The 18278-nt window shown below is 30.9% G+C and carries 23 protein-coding genes and 1 pseudogene; 5 read left to right on the top strand and 19 right to left on the bottom strand.

Annotated features, from left to right (window positions below):
* Positions 1 to 130: 130 nt before the first annotated feature.
* Positions 131 to 478 (top strand): helix-turn-helix domain-containing protein, encoded by a 348-nt coding sequence (locus CX675_RS04450; RefSeq protein WP_130734017.1) that lies wholly within the window; start codon positions 131 to 133, stop codon positions 476 to 478.
* Positions 479 to 568: 90 nt separating this feature from the next.
* Here CX675_RS04450 and CX675_RS04445 read toward each other — a convergent pair.
* The 15 genes and pseudogenes from CX675_RS04445 to CX675_RS04380 form a co-directional block, all read right to left on the bottom strand.
* Positions 569 to 921, bottom strand: a pseudogene (locus CX675_RS04445) (tyrosine-type recombinase/integrase); the annotation flags it as partial.
* 4 nt (positions 922 to 925) lie between these two features.
* Positions 926 to 1258, bottom strand: a complete 333-nt coding sequence (locus tag CX675_RS20255; protein ID WP_255509211.1) for an RteC domain-containing protein — start codon at positions 1256 to 1258, stop codon at positions 926 to 928.
* Positions 1251 to 1706 (bottom strand): RteC domain-containing protein, encoded by a 456-nt coding sequence (locus tag CX675_RS20250; protein ID WP_255509210.1) that lies wholly within the window; start codon positions 1704 to 1706, stop codon positions 1251 to 1253. The genes CX675_RS20255 and CX675_RS20250 overlap by 8 nt, the downstream gene beginning before the upstream one ends.
* Before the next feature lie 18 nt (positions 1707 to 1724).
* Positions 1725 to 2432: a DUF2490 domain-containing protein gene (locus tag CX675_RS04435; protein WP_130734016.1), complete on the bottom strand. Its 708-nt coding sequence runs from the start codon at positions 2430 to 2432 to the stop codon at positions 1725 to 1727.
* A gap of 90 nt (positions 2433 to 2522) precedes the next feature.
* Complete coding sequence (locus tag CX675_RS04430; protein WP_130734015.1) at positions 2523 to 3905, bottom strand: MFS transporter; 1383 nt, start codon at positions 3903 to 3905, stop codon at positions 2523 to 2525.
* Positions 3906 to 3910: 5 nt separating this feature from the next.
* Entirely contained in the window at positions 3911 to 4375 is a 465-nt protein-coding gene (locus tag CX675_RS04425) for a DUF2938 family protein (RefSeq protein WP_130734014.1), read from the bottom strand.
* 88 nt (positions 4376 to 4463) lie between these two features.
* Positions 4464 to 5330 carry a helix-turn-helix transcriptional regulator gene (locus CX675_RS04420; protein WP_130734013.1) on the bottom strand — a complete coding sequence of 289 codons (867 nt, stop codon included), beginning with the start codon at positions 5328 to 5330 and terminating at the stop codon, positions 4464 to 4466.
* 141 nt (positions 5331 to 5471) lie between these two features.
* Entirely contained in the window at positions 5472 to 5672 is a 201-nt protein-coding gene (locus tag CX675_RS04415; protein ID WP_240723602.1) for a tyrosine-type recombinase/integrase, read from the bottom strand.
* 150 nt (positions 5673 to 5822) lie between these two features.
* Complete coding sequence (locus CX675_RS04410) at positions 5823 to 6473, bottom strand: RteC domain-containing protein (protein ID WP_240723601.1); 651 nt, start codon at positions 6471 to 6473, stop codon at positions 5823 to 5825.
* Positions 6474 to 6686: 213 nt separating this feature from the next.
* On the bottom strand, positions 6687 to 7184 hold the full coding sequence (locus CX675_RS04405; RefSeq protein WP_130734011.1) for a nuclear transport factor 2 family protein: 498 nt from the start codon (positions 7182 to 7184) through the stop codon (positions 6687 to 6689).
* 247 nt (positions 7185 to 7431) lie between these two features.
* Entirely contained in the window at positions 7432 to 8184 is a 753-nt protein-coding gene (locus CX675_RS04400; RefSeq protein WP_130734010.1) for an SDR family NAD(P)-dependent oxidoreductase, read from the bottom strand.
* 29 nt (positions 8185 to 8213) lie between these two features.
* Complete coding sequence (locus tag CX675_RS04395) at positions 8214 to 8948, bottom strand: SDR family oxidoreductase (RefSeq protein WP_130734009.1); 735 nt, start codon at positions 8946 to 8948, stop codon at positions 8214 to 8216.
* Positions 8949 to 9051: 103 nt separating this feature from the next.
* On the bottom strand, positions 9052 to 9639 hold the full coding sequence (locus CX675_RS04390; protein ID WP_130734008.1) for a Crp/Fnr family transcriptional regulator: 588 nt from the start codon (positions 9637 to 9639) through the stop codon (positions 9052 to 9054).
* A 122-nt stretch (positions 9640 to 9761) separates the two neighbouring features.
* On the bottom strand, positions 9762 to 11003 hold the full coding sequence (locus CX675_RS04385) for a site-specific integrase (protein WP_130734007.1): 1242 nt from the start codon (positions 11001 to 11003) through the stop codon (positions 9762 to 9764).
* Between the two features lie 505 nt (positions 11004 to 11508).
* Positions 11509 to 11712: a hypothetical protein gene (locus tag CX675_RS04380; RefSeq protein ID WP_130734006.1), complete on the bottom strand. Its 204-nt coding sequence runs from the start codon at positions 11710 to 11712 to the stop codon at positions 11509 to 11511.
* Between the two features lie 285 nt (positions 11713 to 11997).
* Here CX675_RS04380 and CX675_RS04375 point away from each other — a divergent pair, with 285 nt between their 5' ends.
* The 4 genes from CX675_RS04375 to CX675_RS19730 are packed head-to-tail and all read left to right on the top strand — an operon-like array spanning position 11998 to position 13635.
* Positions 11998 to 12756, top strand: a complete 759-nt coding sequence (locus CX675_RS04375; RefSeq protein ID WP_130734005.1) for a hypothetical protein — start codon at positions 11998 to 12000, stop codon at positions 12754 to 12756.
* Positions 12757 to 12789: 33 nt separating this feature from the next.
* Positions 12790 to 13182 carry a DUF5675 family protein gene (locus CX675_RS04370; RefSeq protein WP_130734004.1) on the top strand — a complete coding sequence of 131 codons (393 nt, stop codon included), beginning with the start codon at positions 12790 to 12792 and terminating at the stop codon, positions 13180 to 13182.
* A gap of 29 nt (positions 13183 to 13211) precedes the next feature.
* Positions 13212 to 13469, top strand: coding sequence for a hypothetical protein (locus tag CX675_RS04365; protein ID WP_130734003.1), 258 nt, complete (start codon positions 13212 to 13214; stop codon positions 13467 to 13469).
* Positions 13462 to 13635: a hypothetical protein gene (locus CX675_RS19730; RefSeq protein ID WP_165395976.1), complete on the top strand. Its 174-nt coding sequence runs from the start codon at positions 13462 to 13464 to the stop codon at positions 13633 to 13635. Before CX675_RS04365 ends, CX675_RS19730 begins: the two co-directional genes overlap by 8 nt.
* A gap of 124 nt (positions 13636 to 13759) precedes the next feature.
* On the opposite strand, the gene CX675_RS04360 is transcribed toward CX675_RS19730, so the two are convergent.
* The 4 genes from CX675_RS04360 to CX675_RS04345 all read right to left on the bottom strand — a co-directional run bounded on the left by CX675_RS04360 (position 13760) and on the right by CX675_RS04345 (position 18210).
* Positions 13760 to 15055, bottom strand: coding sequence for a phospholipase D-like domain-containing protein (locus CX675_RS04360; RefSeq protein WP_165395975.1), 1296 nt, complete (start codon positions 15053 to 15055; stop codon positions 13760 to 13762).
* 203 nt (positions 15056 to 15258) lie between these two features.
* Positions 15259 to 16158, bottom strand: coding sequence for a hypothetical protein (locus CX675_RS20120; RefSeq protein ID WP_240723593.1), 900 nt, complete (start codon positions 16156 to 16158; stop codon positions 15259 to 15261).
* Positions 16159 to 16510: 352 nt separating this feature from the next.
* Complete coding sequence (locus CX675_RS04350) at positions 16511 to 17437, bottom strand: nucleotidyl transferase AbiEii/AbiGii toxin family protein (RefSeq protein ID WP_240723592.1); 927 nt, start codon at positions 17435 to 17437, stop codon at positions 16511 to 16513.
* Positions 17428 to 18210 carry a type IV toxin-antitoxin system AbiEi family antitoxin gene (locus CX675_RS04345; RefSeq protein ID WP_130734001.1) on the bottom strand — a complete coding sequence of 261 codons (783 nt, stop codon included), beginning with the start codon at positions 18208 to 18210 and terminating at the stop codon, positions 17428 to 17430. The genes CX675_RS04350 and CX675_RS04345 overlap by 10 nt, the downstream gene beginning before the upstream one ends.
* Positions 18211 to 18278: the final 68 nt, after the last annotated feature.

Here is an 18278-nt window from a genome sequence, read left to right as displayed (position 1 = left end):
AATCTAATTTTCAAATATATGTTCCCAATAGGGCTTTATTTTATGTTACAAATTTACATATCTTTGCTTACCAAAAGATACTTGTTACCCATTAGTAACTAGTTACCAATGGGTAAGTAATGAAAATAATATGAGAGAAGGAAAAGAAGAAAACATATGCCGAGTTAAACTATTAATTGCAAGAGATACTATTGAATTAATACAAGGAAAATGGAGAATTCCTATAATAATTTCATTGACATCTGGAAAAAAGAGATTTGGTGAAATTAAAAGAGATATTGAAGATATATCCCCAAAAATGCTTTCACAAGAGCTAAAAGCATTAGAAGAAAATAAAATCATTTCACGCACTCTTCATAATAGTATGCCAGTAGCAGTTGAATATGAATTAACACCTCTTGGCATTTCCTCAAAAGGACTTTTAAATGAGTTACTGAAATGGGGAATTCATTTTAGAAAAGAAGTTACAGGTAAGTAGTATTAATTTATTGTAATCAATAATTAATATTGTAAATAAATTACACATTCATTTATAAGTTTTTTAGCTTTAAATCAATAACTTAGTTGGTTAGTTAATTTTTTTAATTTTAAACATTTCATTTTTGATAATAAATTTATCTTTCAAAATCTTCATATCCTCATTTACTTTTTCATCCAATACTTTTGCATAATGTTGCGTAGTTCTTAAGTTTTTATGTCCAAGTATTTTACTTACGCTTTCAATTGGAATACTATTAGTTAGTGTTACCGTAGTTGCGAAAGTATGTCGGGCGATGTAAAAGGTTAATCCTTTATCGATTACACAAACTACGGCTATTTCCTTTTAAGTAGGCGTTCATTTTTTGGTTGGATAGGACAGGTAAAAAGTTTATCTTCATTAAGGCATTGTGGATAATTTTCGTATTTATCGATTACATTTTTACAGTTAAAGAAATTGTTTCTTGAAAAATAACTTTATGAGTTGTCCTAAATCAATGTCAAAAATATGTTCAAAATATTCGGCTATATCTTTTAAATCCGCAGCTCCATTATTGAAAACTCCTTCGGTATGCAAAGCATACATTAATTCAATTAAAGCTACTTTTGATCCAGTCCACATTAATTTCACGTTGGGTTTGCGTTGTGATTTATCCCCAAGGTCTTTATTCTCTATCATAATCAACTGGTCTTCGAGGTATAATTGTATTAAATCGTTTGCAAGAATTCTTGCTACTTTGAAATCGTGAGAGGTTGAAAACACACTATCAGTTTCAATCAAAGTAATAGCTATCTAATGCTAGTTGTATATCGTATTTCCCTCTAAGAAAATATTTATAATCAAGATAGGAACTACCTGAACGATAATATTTGTAAAAATCTAATTTGTTATCAAAATAGGCTTTTAGCTTTTGCAATTCATTATTGTAGTATTTTTTTAAAACAAAAACACGATTACCTCCATTAGGTCTTTTCATTTCAATTTTATAAACCATATTGTAATAAATCAGTTTTGAAGTAAATTGAGGTTTTATATCTTTAAAGAAATGAATTTCTTCAATTTCTGATTTAAATTTATAATTAATTACAAACTTCTTAAGATTAAATATTGATTTTAATGTTATTTCAATTGTATTTTCACACTTTTTAATCTCGTTATCAATTTCTAAATCTATAAAATTGAGTTGTTCATGGAGATTGTTTAGGCATTGTGAGATTTTTGAAGTCACTTTTTTTAATATTCATTTTTATAATTTTTTTTTTGACCTAAAATCTAATTTATGATTTAAAGAAACCATTAATGTATGATCATTTTCATATTTATTTTCCTTTATAACAATATATTGATTCATATAACCTAAACCTAATGTAATTGTTTTATTAATCGGTACTTCAAAACCTGCATAAACTCTATTTTGACTAAAATTTTTACCATTGGCTTCATTGTCAATATTTAATATAATTTGGTCGAAAAATGAAAAAGTTAATTTTTCTTTACCTTTATCTGATTTAATTATCGGATATTTAGCTGCAAATATTAATCTTAATCTGTGTCTAGTTAATTCATTTAAAAATCTTTGTTCTAATTGAATACCATAATTTATAGATACATTATCAATCTTATTTTTAATTATAATTTGTTCATAAATACGATGTTCAATTCTTTTTTCCGGAACTGGAAATTGACCATATGGAAAGAGTATTACCCATTCATAACCTAAACTAAAACTTAAATTATTTGAATAATCATAGCCAGTTGCTATTCTCAATTTTGATTGCTGCCAATCCTTTACAAAATCATGTCTACTCCAAGAATATAAAGTTTGAATATTAAATTTATTATCTAATTGGTATTTTCCTGAATAATACCACCAAGAATTGAATTGGTTTGCTTGTTGTGCATTAATGTAATATTTACTTAATAAGAGGAATGCTATTAATATTATTTTCTTCATTTAAATTTAATTTATAAAGTTGTAAAACTATCTCTTAAATAACTTTTTGAGATAGGACAAAAGTGAAATTGAATTGCACAAATAATGTTTTTAGCTTTTATGTTTTGTTTTTAAAATTGAAATAATCCATCCAAAACTTATTAAAATGCCTGCTATGATAAATGTAAAGCTCATTCCTTTTGATATATTATGAATATCGGCCTCTTTAAAATTACTTGTACCAACGGCATAAGCAAATAAAGCTCCCATAGCCGAAGCTCCAGTTATAAGACCTAAATTGCGAGATAAATTGAGAATGCCTGATATAACGCCTTGCTGATTTTTATTAGCATCCATCATAACTGATGTATTATTTGCAGCTTGAAATAGCTGATAACCTGGTGTCAAAATCGATAATGAAATAATATACCCAAAAACTCCAATTTGAATTGGTAATATTGAAAGTAAAAATGCTCCTATTACCATAATTAGTAATCCTACCCTAATTATTAATTTGGAACCAAAACGATCTACTAATTTACCTGAAGGTACTCCTGTTATTGCAGATATAATTGGACCAAAAGACATAACTATTCCAACATAAGTTTCGTTAAGTCCTAATGCAAAAGATAAAAAAAATGGACCTACAACCAAAGTTGTCATCATAACAGTTGATACTAAAGAATTTACAAGTAAACCAATTTTTAAATTTTTATTTTCCAGAATGCTTAATTCTATTAATGGTTTTTTTATTTTGTTTTGTGAATAAATAAATATTACACCTCCAATTCCAGCTAATAAAATTAATGTAAGATTTAACCAATTAAAATTTCCCTTACCAATGGTCATTGCCATTGTATAGCTAGATAGAGTTATGATTAATAAAATTATTCCTATCCAATCATTTTTTTTATCTTCAGGGTTAGATTGTATTTTAGTTTTGGGAAGATATTTTTTAATTAGAAAAAAGTTAAAAACACCTAAAGGAATCATAATATAAAAAATAAACCTCCATCCTAGATTTTGGATTAATAATCCACCAAGAGTAGGTCCCAAAGCAGTTCCTATTGCTGACATAGTACCTAACATTCCCATTGCACTCCCTATTTTTTTTTCAGAAATTACATTTCTAACGAAAGCTAGGGTGATTACAATTAAAATAGCAGCACCAAAACCTTGCAAAGCTCTTGATAAAACTAATGACCACAATGTTGGAGATATTCCACATAGAAATGAGGACAATGTATAAATAACAACTCCAAATAATAATATTTTCCTTAAACCATAAATATCTCCAAATCTTCCAATGCTAACAATCATAACTGTTATTGATAAAAGGTATGAAATAACAACCCATTGTACAGATTGAAAAGTTGTGGAAAATTCTATTGTTAAAGTTGGTAAAGCAATATTAGCGATACTTACGCCTAAAGATGCCATTAAAGTTGAAAGTGAAAGACTCACTAAAACCCATTTATTAGAAGTCTGTTTCATTTGTATTAGATTGTTTTGTTTATTCTTTTTATAGAAATTGATGTTAAGAAAAGTCCAACACCATAAACTAAGTGAATAGTAAAAGTTTTGATAATTAATATTGATTGAATAGGTGTATTAGAAAATGCAATTCCAAAACCCATTATAGGCCATGCAATAAATAAAGGAAAGATTGTGGAAACCAAGCCAAAATAAATACTTATGGAAAGTTTTGGGTTATTTAGCCATTTACTATTTATTTTAAAAAATAGAAAGCTAAATATTATCCCAATTAAATAATGTGCTGACCAACCTAGAACCCAGTTTTGTGAAGTTGATAGGTTTAAATTTAAAATATTTGTTGATAACCAACTGCCCACAATTAACAAACCACCAGATTTAACTCCAAAAAAGCGAAGTATAAAAGACCATAAATCCGTTAGAAATGTTGCTCCCAATCCTAACAAAAGTGGGGTTACTATTTTCCTCATTTTTATTAATTTTTATAACTTTTATTTGTTACAAAATTAAATCAGGACTATAAGACTAGATTAGGATATATATGGAGTTAAGTAGGATTTATTTAAAATTTTTTCTAAAAGTTTCAGGTGAGTAACCTGTATGTTTTTTAAAAAAACGAACAAAATATGAAACATCATCATAACCTAAATTAAAAGCTATTTCTTTGACTTGATTTGTAGTTGCCAATAAAAATCTTTTTGCTTCCAATATAATTTGTTCATTAATCAATTCAGAACATGTTTTACCTAGAGTTGTTTTCGTAATTGCATTTAACTGGTAAGTCGAAAGGTTTAGCATTTCTGCATATTTTGATACTTGTTTAAATTCTTTTAAATTAGTTTCTAACAAATTCACAAATTCTTCTAAACGCTCCTGTTCGTAAATATTTTTAATATCACTATTGCATTCTAAAATATTTCTGTTACGAATTAGCTCTGTAAAAAATATACCTAGATTCGCTTTTATAACATTTTCATATTCAGATTGTTTATCATTATATTCAAGTAAAATATTTTCAATAATTGTGTATAGTTTATTAAATTTTATTTCTTCAAATTGATAATAATTTTTATTTCCAACTCGTCTTAAAAGAAGACGTGAATTTTCATCTTCAGGATAATAGAATTGTGAGTCAAATTGTATTAAAAAACCTTTACTTTTTGCTGATAAATTTAATTCATGTACTTGTCCTGGTCTGATAAAAAAGACATTTCTTTCTGATATAGGATAAGGGTTAAAATCTATTGTATGAGAACCTTCTCCCTTAAATAAAACAATGATTAAAAAGAAATCATGACGATGAATGTTTTCAACCATATCATTTCCATCTAATAAGCTTTGTATATCGCGAATATTAAAATTGCCAAATAGGACAGGCTCTTTTATTGGTATATTTGAAATATGTCTAACAGGAATATTTTTCATATTAAGAATTTGTCTTTTAAAGATTTATAAAAAATCTATAATTACAAAATTAAATAATCAATACTAAATTAAAACTAGGACAATTGTAAAAAAGAATAGGATTTAATTTATGTTCTAAGAAAATATATTTAAATTCTTGTATCAATTCGCATTTTTAAATTCTTCTTTTTTAATAACAAACTTGTCTTTCAAAATCTTCATATCCTCATTTACTTTTTCATCCAATACTTTTGCATAATGTTCCGTAGTTCTTAAGTTTTTATGTCCAAGTATTTTACTTACGCTTTCATTTGGAATACTATTAGTTAGTGTTACCGTAGTTGCGAAAGTATGTCGGGCGATGTAAAAGGTTAATCCTTTATCGATTTCACAAACTACGGCTATTGCCTTTTAAGTAGGCGTTCATTTTTTGGTTGGATAGGACAAGTAAAAAGTTTATCTTCATTAAGGCATTGTGGATAATTGTCGTATTTATCGATTACATTTTTACAGTTAAAGAAATTGGTTCTTGAAAAATAACTTTATGAGTTGTCCTAAATCAATGTCAAAAATATGTTCAAAATATTCGGCTATATCTTTTAAATCAACAGCACCGTTATTAAAAACTCCTTCGTTATGTAATGCGTAAAGAAGCTCGATTAATGCAACTTTTGAAGCTGTCCAAGTAAGCTGTAAGTTGGGTTTGCGTTGTGATTTTTCAGAATTATCTTTGTTCTCAATGATGATTAGCTGATTTTCTAAGTAGAGCTGGATTAAATCATTAGCTAAAATCCTCGCTACTTTGAAATCGTGAGAAGTTGAAAAATTTCTGTCAGTTTCAAAATAGTAGCTGTCTAAAGACATTTTGATGTCGAATTTGCCTCTTAAAAAGTATTTGTAATCTAAATAAACACTTCCAGAGCGATAATATTTGTAAAACTCTAATTCGTTGTCAAAAAACGACTTTAACTTTATAAGTTCATTGTTGTAATATTTCCTAAGAACTCTATTACCGCCGTTCGGCTTTTTCATTTCGATTTTGAAAATTACATTATAGTAGATTAATTTTGAAGTGAACTGTGGCTTTAACTCCTTAAAGAAACGTATTTCTTCAGCCTCTGTTTTAAAGTCATGTTTTGACACTAATTTTTTCAGATTATACATAGAAATCAAAATTACTTCGATTGCTTTTTCACATCTAGAAATTGGATTATCAATTTCCAGATCGATAAAATTAATTTGTTCATTAAGGCTTGCGAGAAGCGTATTTATTTTAATATTCAATTTTTCTTTAGAATCAATTATTAATTAGAAAAGCTGCCAAAATTTGGCAGCTTTTGAGTATTGTTGTTTAAAGTCCTACAAACAGTTTACCTATCAAACCAATTTCCGATTGACTCCTGTGATAATTGTTTTGGGTCTAATATTGTGAGGCATCGGCCAGCCTCTATCCCATAAATAAATTGCTAAATCAGAAGTATTGTCCGCCACATCGATTCTCACGATTTTATTTGACACAATAGTGAACAATAGTGTTTCAACCGAAGTTCCTTCTCTACCAGTAGGTTGCAATCCGAAAAATTCTTGCTCATGCTTCCAGTTTAAATTAACAGTTATGAATGCTCTACCATTTCCTTCACCGTCAATGGCAAGATGCTCATCAATAAGATCAATTTGATATGCCACCTGGCCGAAGGCATTTATCCAATCTTTTAAGGTTTGCAATCCACTCAAGTTATATCCGGCTGGACTATTTATCGCAACGTCTTTATCTACAATTGCATCCCATCTATTGACTTCAATCTTTTGGAAAGCGTCAAAAAAATGGTATGTTATTTTATTTTCGATATTGTTATTTTCGTTTTCTTTCTTCATGTTATTTTGTATAAGATTATCATTTATTTTTTAAATACTTATCTCTGCAACTGTGATTTACACTTTTTTTGCAAACGCAAACTTCGCAACCACCATTGCACTCTAGATTATGCAAAACGAGCTTATTCTTCAATTTTTTATACTTAAATTATTAAACTTTTTTGTTGATATTGAAATGGTTTTGATATCCATTTTATTTTCAAAAAAGAGGTGCATTTCTGCACCTCTTTTTTGAAAATAACCTATGTTATTTAATTTGAGTTAAACCTCCGTCAACAGGAATATCTGCGCCGGTAATATAACTACTATCGTTTGAAGCTAAAAAAAGAATAGTTGATGCAACTTCTTCTGGCTCACCCAAACGCTTCATCGGAACAAGTTCTGCAAACTGAGCTTTGCCAGATTCAGCAGCTTCCTTATTTTCGAATTGATTATTTACAAAAGGAGTTTCAATTGGTCCCGGACTTACTGCATTTGCACGAATATTTCTAGAAGCCAAATCACCTGCCCACGTTTTAACATAGGCACGTTCAGCAGCCTTCGTCGCAGCATAAGTTGGGTAATATGGTAGCCCCATGTCTTTAACACAGGATGAAACAACTACAATTGCTCCTCCTTCATTTAATATTGTCATTGCTTTTTGAACTGTGAAGAAAGTACCTCTCGCATTAGTATCAAATGTTTTGTCGAAATTCTCCGGAGTTACTTTATCGGTTGGAACCATCGAAACATAACCCGCATTAGCTACTACAATGTCCAGACTTCCTTTTTCGACCTTGATAATTTTAAATAATCTATCAAGGTCTTCAAGTTTTGAAATATCTCCTTGTACGGCAATAACACCAGTGCCAATTTCTTTCACAGCTTTATCAAGTTCAGCTTGTTTTCTACCTGTGATATAAACAAATGCACCTTCTTCCACAAATTTTTTAGCAGTGGCTAAACCTATACCGCTACTACCTCCGGTTATAACAGCAACTTTATTTACTAATTTTTTCATTATTTCTAGATTTTGAATTAATAAAATAATTAGTATTGAGCGGCTCCACCATCGATAAACATGTCAATGCCTGCAACATAAGAAGAATCGTCCGATGCCAAGAATAAGGCTGCTTTAGCCATTTCTTCTGGTTTTCCAAAACGACCTAGCGGAATTGTCGGAGTAATTTGGTCAATTACATCCTGCGAAACAACATCAAATACAGCTGTATCCGTATGACCGGGACTAAGCACATTGACGCGGATGCCACGAGGCTTAAGATCTAAAGTCCAAGTTCTTGCAAGGGAACGGACTGCTGCTTTACTAGCACAATATACTCCCATTCCTGCAATGCCTTTGATACCAGCTATAGAGCCAGTCATAATGATAGAACCACCGTCTTTTAAAAGAGGAAGTGCTTTCTGAACTGTAAATATTGTACCTTTTACGTTTACATCAAAAGTTCTTATGTAAATATCTTCGGTTACATCTTCAATAGGTACTCCAAAATCCCCTATACCGGCACTTGCATAAAGAATGTCAATGCTTCCCTTTTCTTTTTTAACGATTTCAAACAACCTGTCAAGGTCTTCCAGTTTTCCTGAATCAGCTTGAACGGCGGTAACATTATGTCCAATTTCTTTTACCGCTTTGTCTAATTGGGATTGACGCCGACCAGTAATAAATACGTAAGCACCTTCGGCAACAAATAATTTCGCAGTTTCTAAAGCCATTCCACTTGATGCTCCTGTGATAACGGCTACTTTATTCTCTAATTTTCTCATTGTTTTTAGAATTAAATTTTCTATGTCAATATTGACACCACAAAGTTGTGGTAAACATTAGAGAAGGAAAATCTGCTACTTTACGAAAAACAGTGAAACTAGATTAACTTTTTATTCGATTGTTTCGTATTTTGGATAAAAATTGAGTAGTTATTCCCAAATATGAAGCGATTACATACTGTGGAAATTTATGAAGGAATTTAGGATATCTATGTGAAAATTCATCAAATCGTTCTTCTGCTGTTTTACTTAAGTTCGATAACATTCTTTTTTGCATACCCGAAGCAATACGTTGTGAATGCAATCTGAAAAAACGCTCAAATTTTGGAATTAAATCATATAATTTTTGTTCATTCTCAAAACTTAACTGAACTATTATTGAGTTCTCCACTGCCTCAACGAAAAAAGTTGCAGGTTCCTGATTTATGTAACTAGTAAAATCGGATATCCACCAATCATCGATAGCCAAGCCAATGACATTCTCGTGCCCGTCTTTTGGGTTAACGATGTATGCCTTTAAAGCTCCTGATACAACATATGTTCTAAATTTACACACAAAGTCAGGTTGCACAATTTGTTGTTTTCTCTTAATACGAACAATTTTAAGATGCGATGAAAGTACATCTATTTCTGACTTGTCTAGAGTTACAAAACGATTTATATTATTTACTATAGAATTAATCTCATTCATTCTACAAAATTAATTATTTTTCACCATTTGAGACAGGTCTTTGAATATAAAACAAAAATACCCTCAGATAAGAGGTTATTATTAAAGACTTTGCTGTTTGACTATATAAGTAAACACTTTAACTATCCTATTTTCAAGTTATCGATTTTGATTGCTTGTAATTTATCTTTTAATGACTTCATATCCTCGCTTTCTTTTCTATCCAAAACTTTTGCATAATGTTGAGTGGTTCTCAAATTTTTATGCCCAAGCATTTTGCTAACGCTTTCAATAGGTACACCATTAGTTAGCGTTACTGTTGTTGCAAAAGTGTGTCGGGCTATATGAAAGGTCAATTCTTTATCAATTTTACAAATCCCTGCAATTTCTTTTAAATAGGCATTCATTTTTTGGTTGGATAGGATTGGGAGTAATTTATCTTCATTAAGACATTGTGGATGATTTTCGTATTTATCGATTATCATTTGTGTAACAGGTAGAATAGGGATTTTTGAAGCTGATTCAGTTTTTTGTCTGTGAGTGAATATCCATTGCTCGCCATCAATACCATAGCTTATATGTGATTTTGTTAAGTTTTTGACATCTATATAAGCTAAACCAGTAAAGCAGCTGAAAAGGAAAATATCGCGTACTAGGGATAACCTTTCCGTTTTAAAGTCTTTTTCAATTATAGTTTGAATTTCGTTTTCGTTGAGGTAAACACGTTCTACTTCTTTGACTTTTGATTTATAGTTTGCAAATGGATTTTTATCGAGCCAATCATTGGCTAAACATATCTTGATTATTTTATTGAAGTTTTTGATGTACTTCACCGCTGTATTATTAGCGCAGTTTCTTACGCTTCGTAACCAAAATTCATAATCGGTTATAAAAGCATGATCTATCTTTGTAATATCGATATCGGAAACGTTGTATTTCCATTGCATGAACTCGATAGTATGCTTCAATGAAGTAGTATAGCGTTCCAGTGTTCCTGGTGCGTATTCTTTTCCAACCAATTCTTTTATTTTGTTGTTGTGGTCTTGGAAGATAGGAACCAACATTCTTTGTCTTTTATCTGTCCCTTGAAGCTTTGCTTTAATTGATGTAGCAGTTGCTTGGTCTTTATCTTTTAATATTTGGTGGTGCGCTTCGTAAACTTGTTGCTCTAAAGTTTTGAGGTATGCATTTAATGATTTTACTTCAATACTTGAACCAATAGCTTTTTGGAGTTTGTTATCCCATTTATCGGGTTGGATATTTCTTTTAGATGAAATTTCTTTGGGTACTCCATCAATAGTAATTCTTAAATAGATTGGGGCTGAACCATCGGCTTTGATTTTACTTTTCTTGATAAAGAAAAGTAGATTGAATGTTTTGTTCATAATAGTGGTGACTTTAAGTTTATAAAATTATCTTTTAAACCCACTCAAAACAAGATGTTCAAAACGTGAACACCTTATTATTCAAGTGTTTCAGCTTATTTTAGTGACCTATTTGTTTTGTAAAAAACAGGTCACTAAATAGGTCACTGATAGAATACCATTTTATGAACTTTTTGGTATAGCCACTAATGAAAAAACCCCGTAAATCATAAGATTTACAGGGTTTTGCTACCGTTTAGGATTTTTTCAGCGGAGAAAGAGGGATTTATCATCCCCTTATAAACGCTTGATATTATTGGTTTTAACAATTTTAAAAATCCTAGGCTCTCGCTTTTGCATCGATAAATAATGTGCAAATTTTTCGAAATCTTATTAGTACAAATCTATGAAAATTAGAGGATTAAACAAAGTAAAAAAGTATAATTATTGTTCATTTATTGAACTGGTTAAGAGTGTAAAAAGAGTTTAAAATGAAGTTTAATAATTAATACTTTCTTTGTCAATCTTATCCAATTATTAAAGGTTCTACTTGTTCAATTTTTAAGCTTGTGTAGTTACAGAACTCTTCAACCGATACAAACTCATTTTCAAGCTTTTCAAGGTCAGTTCTTATCTTTTGCAACAATCGTGCACTTTGTCTATAACTCTTCCCTGTAATGCGTTGTATGTCCTTTGGATAGATACATATTCTCTTTTTTTCGATTTTCATACTTTATCTATGCCTTTGACTAGGCTTTGAATTACTTATTTCATACTGATTATCAGAATTAATTTTAGTAAAAGTAATTATTATTTGAACTGGTTCAGAAACGATAAATGAACTTGTTTAGATGTCATATATGTCGATTTTGGACAAATGTGTCATGTGATGACACACTACTTTGAAGCTTACATTTATTGTTTAAATTTTGTTTCTAAATCAATCTAAAAATGTTGCAACGTCATGGAGATTGAAGGAGTTTTTAACTGATTTATTAATAAAATTTTTGAAGTTATGGCTAGACAGAAAGGCATAATTAAATTGAAAGGTACTATCGGGGATATTACCTTTTATAAAACTCAAGATGGTCATTTGGCTCGTGAGAAAGGTGGAATTGACGCAAGCAGAATTGCTAGCGACCCTGCGTTTCAAAGAACACGTGAAAACGGTTCTGAATTTGGTAGAGCTGGAAAAGCCGGAAAGATTTTGCGTACCGCATTACGACCATTGCTTTTGAATTCTGCTGATGGTAGAATGGTGAGTCGTTTGACTCAAACAATGGTAAAAGTAATTCAAGCGGATGCTGTTAGTGAAAGAGGATTACGAAATGTAATTGATGGTGAAGTTGAATTGGTACTTGGATTCGAATTTAATATTCGTGGAAAATTAGGTACTTCTTTGTTTGCTCCGTTTACCTCAGCGATTGACAGAGCTGCAGGAACTTTAGATGTTTCTATTCCATCTTTTGTGCCGGCAAACATGATTGCAGCTCCAAGTGGTACTACTCATTTTAAAGTTATTTCTGGTGGTGCAGAAATTGACTTTACTAATGAAACGTATGTAGTAGCAACTAGTGAAACAGCCATTTTACCATGGGATGCTACTGCAACTGCGGTTATCAACTTGAGTAACGCGGTTACTGCTAACTCAACTCATCCTTTAGTTTTAGCTTTAGGTATTGAGTTCTACCAAGAGATTAATGGGCAAATGTATCCATTGAAAAATGGTGCTTTTAACCCGTTATCGATTGTGAGTGTTGATGGAGGAGTTTAATAGTATTCAGTGGTCAGTAATTAGTGGTCAGTAATGTTGCTATTTTTAACAAGAACTTATTTCCCTGAAGGAACTAACGGAAAACTAGAATGTGAAGGTAAACTTATTGCTTATACCATTGAATTACCATGGAAGCAAAATGAGAAAAGAGTTTCTTGTATTCCTGAAGGGAAATATTTTATTAGAAAGCGATACAGTACCAAATACAAATGGCATTTAGAAGTAGTAGATGTACCGAATAGAAGTTTGATTTTATTTCATCCTGCTAATTATGCTCAAAAAGAGTTATTAGGTTGTATTGCTCCTGTAACGAAACTTTCTGGTCCTGGTATGGGGTTATTATCTCGTAAAGCTTTTGCTAAGTTGAAAGACAAGGTTTTTAAAGCATTGGATAATGGAGAAAGTGTTTCATTGATTGTACAATAAGTCCTGATTGGATTTTAAAAATTGATATTATGAACGTATTAGATCGTGCTAAGGCACCTACACCAAAATTCTTTAAGGTTTTACGAACCATTGGATTAGCCTTATTAGCAGTTAGTGGAAGTATTGTAGCTGCTCCAATTGCTTTGCCTACTGTTGTTGTTACTGTTGCAGGTTATGCAGCAGTTGCAGGAGGAGTTTTATCGGCGGTTAGCCAAATCACTGTTGATGAAAAAAGTATTAACAAAGATGAAGCTGACACTGAACCCGAAGTAAAAGAGAATGGATAATTCTTTAACTTTGAAGGCAGGAACTTTTGGAGGTGTTGCGTTGAGTGTATTGCCCAATATTACCTCAGCAGATGTCTTTAAAACCATAGTTTTAGCCTTTGTGGGAGCAGTTGTTAGTTTTGGTGTTACATTGCTTTTAAAGAAGTTTACTACCAAAAAGAAATAATCTCAGTTTTGATTGGTAACCTTTACTGAGAAAATAGAAAGCCTAGTCGATAGACCAGGCTTTTTTTGATTATAATTAAGTTTTTAGACTTTTCATCGGGAGGTTTTTAGAGTACAAAGTTTAATTATATTTTGTGTCTCATAATTTCATAAAACGGGAACAGCAATTTGAAAACATTAAGTGTTTCAGTCGGTAAATTTGCTTCCGACATTTCTACATCTGTTATATTATAGTCTTTTCCTATGATAAAGTATTCTTGGATGTTGTCTTTTTTACAGAAAGTATGCAATTCCTCTGCAGAATTAAATTCGGTAAAAAATTTTTTCTCGCCACCAACAGCAATAAAATAATCATTTGGAAGTGATTTGACCATATTAAAAAAAGTCTCTCTGTATTCTCTTTCTCGCATTTTTGTTTTAAAGAACTCTCTATCAAATAAACCACCTTCATTCTCTTTTGCAAAAAGAAACCAAATACCAATATTCTCAAAATCAATTCTAATTTGAAGTCGTGCATGATGAATAAAAGTTTGTTTTGCTTTTTGATCTGGTCCTACAATTTTTTGATACTCTTTAATTTCTCTTTCTCCTTTTCCATAACTTAACCACATAGCATTAATTGCTCTTGGTTTTGTCGGGTCAATCTGTCTAATCATTGAGATTAAATGGTCAGACATTGGATTAGGTTGTAGTATTTGAATGCCGTAATTTTTGAACAATGGAAAAATATTATTGTGCAATTCAATGCACTTATTTTTACCAACTTCCCTTTCTCCAATCGCATCTTCACTATCTGAATACCAAAGGTCTTTTCTGAAAGCTAAATGATGTTCTTTTTTAAAATATCTATCAGAAAAATCTATATTTTCTAAAGTGTTGTTAATACTTTTAGGCTTATTTAATTTGATAGATTTCCTTTTTCTTTTAAGTTGTTCTTCAATTTCTTTTACTGATTCAAATTGCTTTTCATATTCATTAATGTTTTCATCGGTTAATGGGTAAGAATCATTAAACAAAGAATTGAACCACTTTAAGATATAAAGACAGTCTTCTTGATTGGTTATTTTGTAATTAAATTCAATATTATTTTCAAAACCACCATCCGTCAAATTAGATGAGCCTACAAATGCTGTATATTCTTCTCCTGATTTAATTAAATATACTTTAGGGTGAAAATTAAAGTCAGATTTATATATAGCACATTCATAAACTCCTTTAGACTGTTTTTTTTGTAGTTTTCTCAAAACTGAAATAGGTGTTGGTAAATCTATTCCAACAAGGTAATACTGAATACATTCTTTTTTGATATTAGTTTGAATGAAGTCTAACGCACTATCTTTTACTAATGCTACAGCTATCCATAATCTATCAGCTTTCTTCAGATAAGGTTCAATTTCTGATTTTAATTTTTTAGGTCTCAAATTTTGAAATTTTATGTCATTTAGTGTTTATGGAACATGTTGTATAACGTTTGTTGTCAACAGTCACTATATAATAGTGTAAAAACATAAAATATTCAATTTATTTGCACTATTGATTGTGATTTTATTTCAAATATAATTATTCTCTTTCAAATTAAATGTTTATCAAATAAAAAAGCCTAGACATTTAGTCTAGGCTATTTTTATTTTATGAGATACCTCAACAATATTGCATTTCGAAGTTCATTGATTAGGTGTATATTTTTTGCGTAATGTGTTTCTTGTTGTTGTAATAATTTTAAAGCTTTAACATTTTTTTGATGTTGTTCATACTCTTGGAGTAAACGAGTTGTTTTTGGGAAAAACTCTTTTTTGAATTCGTGTAGGGCTAAAAATGGAATAACAGAACCTCGTAAATAAGGCATCCAAAATTTTGATTTCCATAAACTAGTCGCTATCCAATATATATCTTCTTTGTCAGCTTCATTTTGGAAGATAATAACAAAGGAATTTGTAAAAGGTTCGTTTTGTGGTTTTCCGCTATTTAAACCTTTGTTTAATACAAAGAAATGCGGTTTTTCATAGGTTTTTCCGGTTACGTGGCTTTTAACGATAAAATTTGTCATACTAAAAGAATTAAAGATTAACTCTTCTTCCGTTCCTTCATCCTTTTCAATTGTTTTTTCGAAAAGAAAAAAGGAAAAAAAGAAAGCCTTTACTTCCTGTGGAAGGTTTAAAAAAAGCAAGATTTTCAATAGAAACCCGAAGGGCTTGAACTTGCTTTTTTGAATACCTGGAACAAATCTTTGTTTTCTTTTTTTTCTATTTTTTGTTTTGAATAACGAGGTTTTGTATAGCAATCTAACACCCCTAAGCACCGCAAGGCATGAAAAAAGCGTTAGCACGCATAGTCTATAAATAGCTTTTTGAAATGACTGAGGAGCGTGATGGCGGTGTTGCGGCAATGTGAGAAAGCCTGCGACACAATATGCGGACAAGGAGGAACGAAGTGAGGACGCGGAGCAAAGTGACGCAGTGTGCTGAAAGCATAACCCTGTTGTAACACGAAGTGTTATCAGACTATCAAATTGTGGCTTTGCCACTCTAATCAGGGTGTACTGAACGAACAGAGAGCAACCGCCCAAAACACAAGGGGCGATGGACATATGCAGGAGCTGACTAAAAGGAAGCTGCTGCCATGGACATACTAGCCCCGACGAACGACGCCCTTGAACGTGTGAAGATGAGGACAATATGTAAAAGCAGGAAATGGGCTTGATAGCTTATTTACTGCTTTTATATTTGTGTACTGTGCAACGGAAGGAGGAACGACTGACTGAAACAGCCGAACGAAACAAAGTGAAATAAGGAGTGAGACCGCTTGATTGCTTTACTAATTATTAGAAATGATTTAAGTGCTTGTAATCAAAGTAGTAATAAAAAAGATATACAATTTTATAGCTTTAAAACTTGTTTCAATTTATCTAGTGCTTCTTTATGTTTATGTGCTGGCATTTTTTCAAGATTAATCATTTTCCATTTTACAGATGGTAAATTAGCTACAATTTCAATATTATCCATTTCTAGAAGAGACCAATCGGGTGTTTTGTTTTTGAATGATAATAGGAATTTCTTTTCATTTTCGGTCATTTGTGAATTGATTTGATGTATTAGATTTTCTCTAGCTTCTTCCAATTGATTGAGTGGCACATCAACTTCAGCCATTTCTTTAAATTCTGTTTCGTATATTTCACTAATGTCTTTTCTGTTTGGATCTAATAGTTCAGAAATTGGTCTTTGGTGACTTATTAAAAAGATTAAAAATGTTTTACGGAGGTCGTCTGTTAATCCTTCATTTTCTAATAAGAATTTTACATCGAATAAATCGCGTGGATGTTGTCTGTCTAATGCTGCACATATTTTACCGGCATATAAATCGGGTAATGACGCAACTTGCATTTCGACATAACCGAATTCATTTTCAACCTCTTCAACGACTTCCATTACTACTTCAGGAAAAATAGTTCCTCTAATTACGGGCGATAATTCTACTTTAATTCGAACTTCTCCTTGACTCACAATTAATCTTAATGCATCACTTTGCTCATGCGCATCTTGCACTTTAGTTCCTGGAATTGCTTGTTCAATTTTTTTGCTAATACGAGAAAGTGCTTCACGAATATTCTTTAATGCCGTTTCACGATCATCCATTGGCAGATATAGTAAATCAATATCTACTGAAAGTCTTGGTAATGGTCTGTAAAATAAATTGATTGCAGTACCTCCCTTTAATGCAAAGCATTTTTCAGTATCTACTATTGGTAATACACGTACTAGTAATTGTACTTGTTTTGCATATATATTGTTTGCGTCTATAGCCATTCTGGAACTGTTATTTTATATTTTTTGTCTAATTTACCTCCTTTAACTATCATCCTGTTTCCGGAACCTAATGTTATTTTATCATGGTCTAATTTGTTTGACCATGCGTAATTATGTCTTTCTGCAAACCACAGAAATAGTCTTTTTACTTTTATGTTTTGGCATTTTTCTAGGAGTTTTTGTAAACTTCTAGGTGATAAAGTTGTTAATCCTTGTATTAGTTGGTCTGCGTGTTCAAAAGTTATTTTTGATGGAACATCTGAAAGTACTTCTAAATAAGCTCTTTCTGGTGTAGCTATAATTAATTTTCTTCCTTCATTATCCCATTCACGTTCTATTGTAAACAACTTATTTTGACTTTCATTGTTTTCATTTTCTAAAAATCCTTTTGTTGTATGTTTTATGAATTTTATATTTATGTCTATCTCTATTAACCAATTAGGTATTTTATCATTACCATATAAATGTATCGTTTTGTTTTCTGAAAAAGAGAGATAGTGTGAAAGACCTTGTATTTCTAAAGCCGATAAACCTCCTAAAACAAAATCTGTTTTTAGTATTGTTTGTAGTGAGTATACTAATGACTGCCAAGTTATTTTACTTGAATTTCTAACATATATGCCTTTACTTATAAGTTGTAACTGATCGCTTTTTACTAAATTGTCTATTGCATGACGACTTAGGTTATTTTCCATTAACCATTTACGTGTTGTTATTAGACCTTCTGGCATAAGGTCGTATAACTCTTTTCTACGTTCTACATTTATAGCCATTGTTTATTATTTAGCTTTTATTGCGGTGATTATCGCCGTTAAAACAAAGGTAAGGTAAATATATTGAT

Origin of the sequence: Flavobacterium sp. J27, assembly GCF_004303025.1 — a bacterium.
GTDB lineage: Bacteria > Bacteroidota > Bacteroidia > Flavobacteriales > Flavobacteriaceae > Flavobacterium.
This window is presented reverse-complemented; position numbering and strand designations above follow the sequence as displayed.

What these genes read in the sequence shown, in the direction of transcription:
- CX675_RS04410 (WP_240723601.1), bottom strand. Translation starts at nt 6,473, where the DNA reads ATGTATAATCTGAAAAAATTAGTGTCAAAACATGACTTTAAAACAGAG.
- CX675_RS04365 (WP_130734003.1), top strand. Translation starts at nt 13,212, where the DNA reads ATGAACGTATTAGATCGTGCTAAGGCACCTACACCAAAATTCTTTAAG.
- CX675_RS04425 (WP_130734014.1), bottom strand. Translation starts at nt 4,375, where the DNA reads ATGAGGAAAATAGTAACCCCACTTTTGTTAGGATTGGGAGCAACATTT.
- CX675_RS04400 (WP_130734010.1), bottom strand. Translation starts at nt 8,184, where the DNA reads ATGAAAAAATTAGTAAATAAAGTTGCTGTTATAACCGGAGGTAGTAGC.
- CX675_RS04395 (WP_130734009.1), bottom strand. Translation starts at nt 8,948, where the DNA reads ATGAGAAAATTAGAGAATAAAGTAGCCGTTATCACAGGAGCATCAAGT.
- CX675_RS04385 (WP_130734007.1), bottom strand. Translation starts at nt 11,003, where the DNA reads ATGAACAAAACATTCAATCTACTTTTCTTTATCAAGAAAAGTAAAATC.
- CX675_RS04405 (WP_130734011.1), bottom strand. Translation starts at nt 7,184, where the DNA reads ATGAAGAAAGAAAACGAAAATAACAATATCGAAAATAAAATAACATAC.
- CX675_RS04430 (WP_130734015.1), bottom strand. Translation starts at nt 3,905, where the DNA reads ATGAAACAGACTTCTAATAAATGGGTTTTAGTGAGTCTTTCACTTTCA.
- CX675_RS04435 (WP_130734016.1), bottom strand. Translation starts at nt 2,432, where the DNA reads ATGAAGAAAATAATATTAATAGCATTCCTCTTATTAAGTAAATATTAC.
- CX675_RS04390 (WP_130734008.1), bottom strand. Translation starts at nt 9,639, where the DNA reads ATGAATGAGATTAATTCTATAGTAAATAATATAAATCGTTTTGTAACT.
- CX675_RS04450 (WP_130734017.1), top strand. Translation starts at nt 131, where the DNA reads ATGAGAGAAGGAAAAGAAGAAAACATATGCCGAGTTAAACTATTAATT.
- CX675_RS04375 (WP_130734005.1), top strand. Translation starts at nt 11,998, where the DNA reads ATGGCTAGACAGAAAGGCATAATTAAATTGAAAGGTACTATCGGGGAT.
- CX675_RS04345 (WP_130734001.1), bottom strand. Translation starts at nt 18,210, where the DNA reads ATGGCTATAAATGTAGAACGTAGAAAAGAGTTATACGACCTTATGCCA.
- CX675_RS19730 (WP_165395976.1), top strand. Translation starts at nt 13,462, where the DNA reads ATGGATAATTCTTTAACTTTGAAGGCAGGAACTTTTGGAGGTGTTGCG.
- CX675_RS04350 (WP_240723592.1), bottom strand. Translation starts at nt 17,437, where the DNA reads ATGGCTATAGACGCAAACAATATATATGCAAAACAAGTACAATTACTA.
- CX675_RS04380 (WP_130734006.1), bottom strand. Translation starts at nt 11,712, where the DNA reads ATGAAAATCGAAAAAAAGAGAATATGTATCTATCCAAAGGACATACAA.
- CX675_RS04420 (WP_130734013.1), bottom strand. Translation starts at nt 5,330, where the DNA reads ATGAAAAATATTCCTGTTAGACATATTTCAAATATACCAATAAAAGAG.
- CX675_RS04370 (WP_130734004.1), top strand. Translation starts at nt 12,790, where the DNA reads ATGTTGCTATTTTTAACAAGAACTTATTTCCCTGAAGGAACTAACGGA.